This is a genomic window from Lelliottia sp. (assembly GCF_045627565.1).
Lineage (GTDB): Bacteria > Pseudomonadota > Gammaproteobacteria > Enterobacterales > Enterobacteriaceae > Enterobacter.
This window is the reverse complement of record NZ_JAZQNX010000036.1, coordinates 1-9,964: the sequence shown is the minus strand read 5'-3', so window position 1 is coordinate 9,964 and position 9,964 is coordinate 1. Positions and strand designations below refer to the sequence as shown.

Below are 9,964 nucleotides of genomic sequence, written 5' to 3'. Positions count from 1 at the left end.
CTGCTGGCCATGTTTGAGCGTTAACGCCAGGCGCGCCAGAATGATCCTTCCTGTCGCAATGGTGATTTGGGTTATCATTTCGCCGTTCTGACTAGTTCCCCGTTTATTAACATAGACTGATTTAGCAACTTCCGCTTCTGGCACGGAGCGGACAAGCTATCGAGTTAAAGGTCCGCAGTGAGCGATGAGTGGACCTAACGTCATCGTTCGACATTAAGGCTGGTAAGCGTATTCATTTCATCAGCAAGCAACCAGCGTTCAAAGCTTTCCAGCGCAGCCTCATTGATTCCCGTTTCCGTCGGTTTTACTAAACAGAACTTTTTGCTCAGGCAGTCTGAGGCTGGCCAGGGCGAAACTAGCATGCCGCAACTCAATTCATTCTCGACATACATACGCGGAACCAATGCTACGCCGTGTCCCGCGATGGCGGCAGCGATGGCCATTTCATGAAGATCGTACCGCACACCCTGAGCCGGATTATCGAGGCGTATTCCACTTTCCCGGGCATAGTGATGCCATGCATCAGGATTCTGTCGACGATGAATGCGCGGAAGTTCGTTTAGCTGTCGATTGACGTCATTATTTGTTAACAGTGCGGGATTGCAGACAGGCAGCAGATTTTCCTGAAACAGAAATTGCATACGCATGCCTGCCCATGCGGAATGTTCAAAATGAATGACTGCGTCAAAGCCACTTCCTGGCAAAATGAACGGATCCGTTCTCGCCGCAATATTTAACGTTATGTCCGGGAACAAAGAGTTAAAACCGCTCAGGCGGGGAATAAGCCAACGGCTGGAAAAGGTCGGTAGGACGGCGATATCCAGACTCTTACTGCCCTCTGGCATTCCCATTATGTACTGCGTATCTCTTTCGAGCCGATCGAGCGTTTCACGCACGTGATGTGCATAGCGCGCGCCGACAGGGTTAAGCTTTACCCTGCTTCCCATACGGTCAAACAGTTTACAGTTCAGCAACGCTTCAAGACGCGCAATCTGACGACTAATCGCCCCTTCCGTTAACGATAACTCCTCTGCGGCCCGGGCAAAATTACCGTGCCTTGCGGCGGCATCAAAAGCCTGCAGGGACGCACTACTGGGTATTTTTCTGCGCATAAAACCCGCTCCTTGCTCAGTGCTTACAACGTGCTTTCATTGACTTAATATCACTAACCCGTGACATATTATCGTTTTTAAGTGGCATAACCAGCCTGTAGCATGATGAAAAATCACTGAGCAATGTATTTGCTTGCGTTTATAACTCATGTAGAGATGGGCTGATGTTCTATACCGTGGAATGCTCGTATAACGCTCCTGAAAGCGAGGCTGAATGGAATGCCTTTTACAGCCAGCAAAAACTACCCGCATTGATATCTGTTGCTGGCTTCACTACCTCTCAACGCTTTCGCGCCGTCAAATCCGGCTGCCCTGTTTATCTTGCCATTCATACGATTAATGATGCGGATATTCTCAGCAGTGAGGATTACCGTTTAAAAGGAGGCGGTAATTTCTCTCGTTGGCAGGTCTGCATTACTGACTGGCATCGTAACCTTTATGAAGGTGAAGGCCTTGCTCCAGCCATCTCTTCCGATGAAATTCTACTATTGAGCGCAAAGCCAATAGTCTTTTTAGAGACAGAACGGGGATATCGGGGGCTGGATATGCATGCTGTGGGGCTGGATAAATCCCCTGGCTATCGCGTTGCATATGTCTTGCCTGTTGAGATGGCCTCGCTGTTTACAGATATGCCTGGTGTGTATCTCTACGAGCCACTGACGCCGCAGTTGCAGAGTGCTGAAAAAGGGAAACCATAACATCATGCCTAACCTGACTTTTTATATTTCTGAAAATCACTCTGACAAGTTTAAAAACCTTGGTGATTTTACCCATAAATGCAGCGTTCTCTGCTGTGACATCCTCGGTGCAGAACCCAAAAACGTTCATATCATCTTTGTCGATGTAAAGCCGGGATGTGGGCAACCGGTCTATGCCGAGCTCTTTTATCGTCTGTCAACATTGCGAACCCCTGAAGTGATGAAGAACTTTATGCGTGAACTGGATTTTGCCACTCAACAGGCCTCGGGTCTGATGACCCGTATTCGCTGTTTTGGCTCCCCAGCAGAACACCTATTCGCCCGCAACTGACCTCGAGGTAGTGATGAGCCATCCCCTTCCGTTCCGTCAGATTGGCGATTTTCAGATAACTGCGCTGAGTGACGGCAATATGTCAGCCAGTCTGGATTTGCTATCAGGCATTGAAAAAGCTGATGCAGACATTCTTCAATGCCGTGCCGGGATCAGTGAGCCCGGCGATATCCATATAAACTGTTACCTTATCCGCGGTTTGGGTCGGATCATTTTGGTTGACGCTGGCACAGGCCCGCTGAACAACATGGCGGGACAACTCAACGCAAACCTTGCCGCAGCGGGTGTCAGCCCTGACGACGTCGATACCGTTTTATTGACGCATTGTCATCCGGATCATATTGGAGGCCTGCTGGATTCTGAGAAACAGCCGGTTTTTAAACACGCTGAAATTCTTCTTCATCCTCTCGAGGCGCAACACTGGCAGGATGATGAAAAACTCAACATAGAGAATGAGCGCGGGCAACTTAATTTTTGGCTGGTCCGCCAAACCTTAGACGCTTATGCCCGGAAGGTACGTTTTTTTAACGGCGACAAAATAGCAGAAGGCATTCTGCCGGTATGGCTACCGGGCCATACGCCTGGGCATACCGGTTTTCGCATCAATGCGGATGATAAATGCTTATTAATATGGGGAGACATTGTCCATTATCCTCATATTCAGTCAGCGCAGCCGGCGGTTTCTATTTTATTCGACACCGATCCCGCTCAGGCCGAGGAAACAAGAAAGAAAATTATGGAAAAAGCTGTCAGCGAAAAACTGATCATTGCCGGCATGCATTTAAGCCAGGCTGGGTTTGCCAGCGTTTTCAGGGAGGGCAGTGGATACCGCATTTCCTACTCTGAGAAATGAATGGGTAGACCTGACTGGGTTGTTGTTGATTAGCACCGTTCAAGGTCATCAGTGTCCGTTTCTGGCACTAACCTGCCGATAGATTGATCTCACTTGGCTAAGAGCGAGAAGCGGGCGTTAACAGCCTAAGGAGAATATGAGTTTGGGCTAAGAATTTGCAGAGGTGATGCTTAAAGCGTTCTCAAAAGCTGGGCCGGATTACCAGCATACACACCCTTTACCAGCACTGGCTTTGTAACAACGCTACCTGCACCAATCACCGCACCACTGCAAATTTCCGTTGTTAAAATTGTTGCTCCGCTACCCACTATTACTGCGTTGCCTAATACAATATGTATCCAAGTTTCTGCAGAAGCATCAGGACTTCCACACTTGAAAAGATCGTTAGCAAAGGTTACACCATGGCCTATAAAGCAGTCTTTGCCTAAGGTAACGTTCTCACAGATGAAAGTGTGTGACTGCACTTTAGTTCTGTCGCCTATGACACATCCCTTTTGTATCTCAACAAATGGCCCTACAAAAACATCATCGCCTAGGTCACATTCATAGAGGTTTACAGGCATGACAACTTTTACATTTTTACCTTGTTCAACGTCACGAATCCCGCTTTCAATAATCTTCATATCAACTGAGTCCTTACACGAGATAATTCGGCTCAGAATAGCTTAAAAAGTTTATCTTTACTAAGTAGCTAAACTAACCAGCCCCCAATGATTCGTTCACTGTGATGATTGTAATGTCCGCTCCTGGCACAGAGCGGACACGGCATCAACATTCTGCAGATTTCCTCTGCCTCCCTGGCAAGCCAAATCAGTGCGATAGCTTAACCAGTACAGCCGCTAGGCTCTGCCGAACTGTCGGAAGCTAGTTTACGCAGGAGTTCACCATGAAGATAATAATTCACAATACCGTCATTTATTGTGCCCCCTAAAGACTGATAAAAACGGTTTGCTCCGGCGTTTGATTTCTCGGCATTCCAGCTGAGGCTACGACACTCATGTTCAAGAGCGAGTTTCGCCATAAAACGCATTATGGATTCCCCTATGCCTTTACCTCTCTCACTCTGGGAGACATAAAGCTCTTTGATATGCAGCTGGCCACTGTACCGGGGAGAAGGGTAGAGAATACTGCAACACGCCAGCCCAACGATATGAGCGTCGTAGCGAGCCCTGAGCACCAGAGTACCGGAGAGCTGACTGAACAGTCGATTGCGGAGGTAATTCTTCAACAGTGGTTCCTGAATGATGCCCTTACCATAATAGTGTTCTTCCATTTCGGTAAAAATTTTCACCATGGATTCCCATTCATCTGGCGGACACAGTTCTACCCTTACTTCCATGTTTACTCCTTTTAGCTAACAAAACGCTACAGCTGAGGTAGGATTTAGTATCATTGCAGCCATTAACAATTCAGCCCGATTCTTGGATTAAATCTGCCGACACACCAGAAGCGTCGTTTCAATCGTGTCTTATAGCGTACAACTTGGTCAATCCTGCGCTTTTCAGATGTTAACACTCACAATTAAGGAATTCAGATATGTACGCTATGAGCGAGGAGCGGACGTTGTATTACTAGTATCATTGCACTCTTCGAGCATTCCACTCTGCGCGGGTGATTTCCCAAAGCTCAGAATCCAGAAGACCGCTGACATACTGCTTCTTAACAGTTTTTATAAGCCGCATTCCGCTACTGACTGAAATACGCTGAGAGCGGCTGTTAACGGCTGCTTTAGGTGCGCGCAATACCGGCTTATTCAACACATTGAACCAGTAATCTGTAGCCGCAATACTAGCCTCACGCATAAAGCCTTGACCCTGATATTCCGGTGCGAGCCAGAATCCGCGGTTGTTATCTTCTTCATCGTAAAGGCAGATCAAGCCCATGACTTTGTCTGGTATCTCACGATTTCTGATCGTCCAGAACCATGCAATTCCTTTCGCTATGTCAGGCAGAGCAACGTTATTGACGTAATTCTCTGCACCATTCTCTGGATAAGGCCAGGGGACCGATGCCACCATATAACGGACTATTTCCCAGCGGGGATAAAGTTTCTGGATCTGCTGAGCATCTTCGGCGACTAACGGTTTCAATAGCAACCGATCTGTTGTAAGCGTGGGGATTCGCATGGGCAATATCCTTGCAGGTTAATAAATTCCTAGTCAGGTTTTGTTTACCTTACAAAAAATATACGCATACAGTCATCTGTTACATCATGCAAAGATGATATTACGGCTTCAATGTCCGCTCCTGGCACTAAGCGGACCCAGGAATCAAAAAATCATCGAATCCTAAGAAGGTCTGAAAACCTTGTGGTGTAGCGTGGAGATAACATTTCACGCTTCATCTGCCACTGCTGCTGTATGCCCTGCCCGGCAAAGTAAAGCGTTCCCTTTCCTTCTTTCTCGTTCAGGTGATCAAGCACTTCCATCAGCTTATCACTACCGACTCGCGGAGCGTTTTCGTCGAATAAGTTGAGCTGGGCCACGCCCTGGCTGAAGAAGTCACCCAGCATGATGCCTGCTTTTTGATACCTATGCCCGTCCTTCCAGATGGCGTCCAGACATTTGGTGGCCCCGTTGATAATGTCCCGGCTGTCCTGCGTGGGCGTCAGCAGCTTTACTGAGGAGCTGTTACCGTAATACGGTTCATTGAGCGCAAAGGGAGATGTCTTAACGAACGCGGAAATAAAACGACAATACTGATGCTCGCCTCGAAGTTTCTCGGCGCCACGCGCAGCATAAGAGCATATCGCCTGGCGCATCTGTTCGTATTCTGTAACCCGTTCGCCAAAGGAACGGCTGCAGACAATTTCCTGCTTTGCTGGTGCAAACTCTTCCAAATCAAGACAGGGTTCGCCGCGCAGCTCGCGTACCGTTCGCTCGAGCACAACATTAAAGTGTTTACGGATAATCCAGGGGCTCTGTTCTGAGAGGTCCAGCGCAGTTTTTATGCCCATGGCATTGAGTTTCTTGCTGATGCGCCGACCCACGCCCCAGACATCCTCGACAGGTACTAGCGCAAGCAGACGGCGCTGGCGATCGATGTTAGACAGGTCAACGACCCCGCCCGTCTGCCGCTGCCATTTCTTCGCGGCGTGATTTGCAAGTTTTGCCAGGGTTTTAGTCTGTGCAATGCCAACGCCGACGGTAAGATGCGTCCGCTTGAGAACCGTCGCGCGAATTTCTTTGCCAAAATCAGTCAGGTCCCGACAGTTCCGTACACCGGTCAGGTCACAAAAGGCTTCGTCAATACTGTAAATTTCGACGCGGGGGCTCATTTCTTCCAGCGTTGTCATCACCCTGTTGGACATGTCAGCGTAGAGCTCGTAGTTACTGCTGAAGCAAACAACGCCAGCGCGTCGGAACAATTCCTTTTGCTTGAAGAAGGGATCACCCATGGTAATTCCTGCAGTCTTGGCCTCGGCCGATCTTGCAATTACACAGCCATCATTATTCGAGAGAACGACCACTGGTCGCCCCCTCAGGTCAGGTCTGAATACCGTCTCGCATGATGCGTAAAATGAATTCACATCGCAGAGCGCAAACATATTCAGCCTGCAGACTTAACAATGAAGGTCACGACGCCAAACACATCGAGGGTAGCCGGAAAATAGGCACGCAGACTTTCTTTATTGCACCCATTCCATCTGCCTGATGGTTTCGCCCATATGATGTGGTTAAGCACTTTGAACCGCTCGCGCATCATAATTTCGATATCGGCTGCGAGCCTATGGCCAGAAAACAGGTAAATGCTTCCGGCAGGCTTGAGTACTCGCCAGAACTGCGCCAGGCACATATCCAGCCAGCGCAGATAATCAGCGTCACCGTTCCACTGATTGTCCCAACCGTTCGGTTTAACTTTAAAGTAAGGCGGGTCGGTAACAATCAGATCGACGGAGTTATCGGGGAGTGAAGCAACATAGTGAAGGCAATCAGCGTTGATTAATTCAGCACTGTTTATTTTTACAGTATTTTTCATAGATCAGTAAGCGGGTCTCTGGTAGGCTCACTCTGCTTTAGCGCTAAAGCGGTGGGCCTTGGTTCGCTTGTGACCTTCTACATGAGCAAATGGCTGGCCGGGTGCTACAACACCCGCCAGCCGCCCATTCCCACAAAAAAAGCCCCCATCACTGGAGGCGCCTGTAACATCCGAACTGGTAGTGGGATAACCCTGCCAACACCATTTGCGTCAGTATGAACTGGCAGCGTGCTGGGCTCAGATGTATTTTGTCCGCAATCTCACCAGCGGTCGCTGGTGTGGTGCTTAACTCGTTATAAACTGCCTTTGCTTCTTCGGTCATATCCTTCTGATTTTGCATGTCTTTTCACCTTAGTCAGTAACGTGACATACAAATAACTCTGGTTGCCAGAGCCAGCAAGAACTCTTTACGAAGACATAAAAAACCCCACGGTGTTAACCGCAGGGCTTATAACGAATGCACTTATCCATCGTTAGAGCAAAATTATCACAGTTTCGGGAAAAGTAAATAGCTCACGATAAAATAGAGAACTATTTATTTACACCCTACTTTGTTATCTGTTTTAGCTGTGCCTCTGCCCATGCCTCTTCGATATCGAATTTCGTAATCAACTGGTCGTAGAATGGCTTCACTGACTTTTTCCAGGTATCAAGCGTGATAGCATCAGTAATCTGGCAAACAGCCGCATGCGCCTCAGTTGAAGGAATACGCTCGTATCCTCTTCCACTACAACGCTTGCAATCAGTCAGGACCGGTAAACCCTGTTGTTCGGTGAGCTTTTTGTTAACTGCTTTGCCGCGCCCCAGGCAGTCATTACATGCGCAACTCACGACCCGCTTCCCCTTACAACTTGTGCAAAGCACTTTGACTGTCTCGCGAATCTGGCGTTTTACCTCGAAATCGCTCGGAGATTGTTTGAGGTCTTTAGCGAACTGTGGGAGCTTCATCGTATAGTGCGATTTCATAGTGAATACATCGGCCTCGATAAAACCCTTGCCTGAGCAGCAGTCACATTGTTTTACGCTGGCGGCGCTCCGCGAGTAATCCTCGAAGGCAAAAGTAGCCAGTTGGTGAATAACCAGCGGCTTAATTTCGGCATCCAGTTTCCTTAAAGCGGCAATCTTGTCGCATTTGGTCAGCGCGTATTCCACCAGCAGCTCTATCGCCCTCTCCCTGTCGTTACTACTGATGCCCATCTTCCCAAGAAAAGCACTGTAGCCCATCGCGGCACGTTCCTGCGTCATGCCCATGGCAGCCATGATATCCGTTCCGGATAATGAATCTGATGCAGTAGCCCTAGGAGAGTCGCTAATCATCGTCGATTTGGCGAAGTGATATTTGAGTGTATTTTCAAGATTCATGCGTTCCCCAATTCGGTAATGGTTAGTTCTAACTTTCCGCCTTTAACGATCGGCATTTTCACAACGCGATAATCCACAACCTGGCAGTCATCAAGCCAGAAACCAGCTTTGGTCAAAGCGTCGAATGCGGCTTTCTGGAGATTATCCAGATCGCGGCGCCGGCGGTCGGGCATGTGACATTCAATGCGGATTTTCAGTGGTGCGGCCGTGCGGATATTCAGTTGGCCATTACGTATAAGACTCGCGACCGCATAGCGGTACGCGACGCCATCAGCGCTAATGTGCGTCCGCCCGCGGTTGTGCCGGTAATACCGGTTGTTGCTCGGCGGCCAGGGTAAAGTTATCTGATATGTATTCACTCTCACCCCCACATCCGGTTACGCCAGCGGTTATCAGGTCGTGCTAGTGAGTTTGATGTTGGCAGGTAAGCACTGACGGTCCAGGTGACATAATCTGGGTTCAGGCTGCGCTGGACTTTCACGCCACGCCGTTGGTAGGTGGCCACCAGCTCGTCTGCCTGTTCGGTACTGCACTCGGTGTGGTGGAACCAGGTTTTCCTCATCCCCATCACCCCGCGAAGCCAAGCAGCTGCGCGGCGACATTTTCTGCGTCACTTTGGCTGTTGAAGGACTTGGATAAAATCCACCGCCACAGAACATCGAGCGCGGCTTTATAGAGCTGCTGCAACTCGAGTTCGTCCATATTGGCGAATGAGATGCTGCGGGGGTGTTTTCGGAGCGTACCGTCAGGAAGCTGGATGGCATCAAAGTGCCCTGCTTCGACGATCACCCAGGACCGGTACGCATCGAACGATTTGCACAAACTAATGCCGTTCGTGACACGCCGGCTTGCGATTTGCCCAAGATACTGTTCAGCGGCATCGATCAACGTCGTTTCATTCCCGGCGTATGACGTGAGAAATTTGGCGTAGCCGGTGATCAACCTGCGCTCGTTGGACGAGATCGCCCCACCGGTTGGTTCCCAGTATTCAAAACCAATGTTGAGCAGCGCGAAGAAGCGCCTGTGAAATGCCGGGTTGCGGACCCGTTTGAACTCAGCAACAAGAACGTCGCCGAGACGGATTTTTGATTGCAGGATATCGCTGGTCTCGGGTGTGGCCGGGATCAGAATGCCTGTGTGGTGCTTGATGAGTTGTAATTCGTGCGCCATGGTCTTCTCCGTGGCGCATCAGGCATAGGTTGTTCAGGCCTATGAAAGAATAATATCAGACGGTGGGATAAGTCGATAGCCGAGGTGTATAGCAAATTGCATAAACCCGTTGAGGGTATAGATTTCTTCATCCTCAAGAAGAGGACGCAATGAAACCAATCCATTTACGCGATACACCAGATATCTTCCCTCTGCTGGGAAGCTATAGATAACTGCTTTATCGGCCCTTCTGACCACGTCATACCATTGATCATCTGCATTAAAGGCATCTACACTACACACTATTTCTCCCTGAGCGACATATAGACGCGATTAGAAATTGTCGGCAGCAGCATCAAAGGGATTCGCAAATTACGGTATTTTGAAAATGCGCGCTACCCTGTGTACAACCTTAATAGAATCAGTCGTCTGCACTTTCCCAGGTATCCTGAAGAATCCCCTCGACCGTCTTCTTTGCTTC

General features: G+C 49.1%; 13 protein-coding genes and 1 pseudogene. 3 read left to right on the top strand and 11 right to left on the bottom strand.

Annotated features, from left to right (window positions below; all coding sequences use genetic code 11):
• Nucleotides 1-200: 200 nt before the first annotated feature.
• Complete coding sequence (locus ACKI5T_RS17765) at nt 201-1,112, bottom strand: LysR substrate-binding domain-containing protein (protein WP_317179130.1); 912 nt, start codon at nt 1,110-1,112, stop codon at nt 201-203.
• Between the two features lie 164 nt (nt 1,113-1,276).
• On the opposite strand from ACKI5T_RS17765, the gene ACKI5T_RS17760 reads away from it, so the two are divergent.
• Genes ACKI5T_RS17760 through ACKI5T_RS17750 form a run of 3 tightly spaced genes read left to right on the top strand, consistent with a single transcriptional unit; the run spans nt 1,277 to nt 2,994 of the window.
• Complete coding sequence (locus ACKI5T_RS17760; protein ID WP_202693361.1) at nt 1,277-1,810, top strand: sugar ABC transporter; 534 nt, start codon at nt 1,277-1,279, stop codon at nt 1,808-1,810.
• 4 nt (nt 1,811-1,814) lie between these two features.
• Nucleotides 1,815-2,141, top strand: a complete 327-nt coding sequence (locus ACKI5T_RS17755; protein ID WP_407439154.1) for a hypothetical protein — start codon at nt 1,815-1,817, stop codon at nt 2,139-2,141.
• Nucleotides 2,142-2,154: 13 nt separating this feature from the next.
• Entirely contained in the window at nt 2,155-2,994 is an 840-nt protein-coding gene (locus ACKI5T_RS17750) for an MBL fold metallo-hydrolase (protein WP_407439152.1), read from the top strand.
• 170 nt (nt 2,995-3,164) lie between these two features.
• Here ACKI5T_RS17750 and ACKI5T_RS17745 read toward each other — a convergent pair whose 3' ends face one another.
• The 10 genes and pseudogenes from ACKI5T_RS17745 to ACKI5T_RS17700 all read right to left on the bottom strand — a co-directional run bounded on the left by ACKI5T_RS17745 (nt 3,165) and on the right by ACKI5T_RS17700 (nt 9,504).
• Nucleotides 3,165-3,617 carry an acyltransferase gene (locus ACKI5T_RS17745; RefSeq protein ID WP_103946465.1) on the bottom strand — a complete coding sequence of 151 codons (453 nt, stop codon included), beginning with the start codon at nt 3,615-3,617 and terminating at the stop codon, nt 3,165-3,167.
• 200 nt (nt 3,618-3,817) lie between these two features.
• Nucleotides 3,818-4,333 carry an N-acetyltransferase gene (locus tag ACKI5T_RS17740; protein ID WP_010259836.1) on the bottom strand — a complete coding sequence of 172 codons (516 nt, stop codon included), beginning with the start codon at nt 4,331-4,333 and terminating at the stop codon, nt 3,818-3,820.
• Between the two features lie 238 nt (nt 4,334-4,571).
• Nucleotides 4,572-5,120, bottom strand: coding sequence for a GNAT family N-acetyltransferase (locus tag ACKI5T_RS17735; protein ID WP_314120958.1), 549 nt, complete (start codon nt 5,118-5,120; stop codon nt 4,572-4,574).
• A 152-nt stretch (nt 5,121-5,272) separates the two neighbouring features.
• Nucleotides 5,273-6,541, bottom strand: coding sequence for a Y-family DNA polymerase (locus ACKI5T_RS17730; RefSeq protein WP_407439151.1), 1,269 nt, complete (start codon nt 6,539-6,541; stop codon nt 5,273-5,275).
• 50 nt (nt 6,542-6,591) lie between these two features.
• Nucleotides 6,592-6,972, bottom strand: a pseudogene (locus ACKI5T_RS17725) (DNA-methyltransferase); the annotation flags it as partial.
• Between the two features lie 148 nt (nt 6,973-7,120).
• On the bottom strand, nt 7,121-7,312 hold the full coding sequence (locus tag ACKI5T_RS17720; RefSeq protein ID WP_407439149.1) for a TrmB family transcriptional regulator: 192 nt from the start codon (nt 7,310-7,312) through the stop codon (nt 7,121-7,123).
• 206 nt (nt 7,313-7,518) lie between these two features.
• The gene (locus ACKI5T_RS17715) at nt 7,519-8,334 is read right to left on the bottom strand and encodes an antitermination protein (RefSeq protein ID WP_407439147.1); all 816 of its coding nucleotides are present in this window, start codon (nt 8,332-8,334) and stop codon (nt 7,519-7,521) included.
• Nucleotides 8,331-8,693 (bottom strand): crossover junction endodeoxyribonuclease RusA, encoded by a 363-nt coding sequence (rusA, locus tag ACKI5T_RS17710; protein ID WP_407439157.1) that lies wholly within the window; start codon nt 8,691-8,693, stop codon nt 8,331-8,333. The genes ACKI5T_RS17715 and rusA overlap by 4 nt, the downstream gene beginning before the upstream one ends.
• Nucleotides 8,694-8,695: 2 nt before the next feature.
• Nucleotides 8,696-8,902 (bottom strand): hypothetical protein, encoded by a 207-nt coding sequence (locus ACKI5T_RS17705; protein WP_407439145.1) that lies wholly within the window; start codon nt 8,900-8,902, stop codon nt 8,696-8,698.
• Entirely contained in the window at nt 8,902-9,504 is a 603-nt protein-coding gene (locus tag ACKI5T_RS17700; protein ID WP_407439143.1) for a DUF1367 family protein, read from the bottom strand. The genes ACKI5T_RS17705 and ACKI5T_RS17700 overlap by 1 nt, the downstream gene beginning before the upstream one ends.
• Nucleotides 9,505-9,964: the final 460 nt, after the last annotated feature.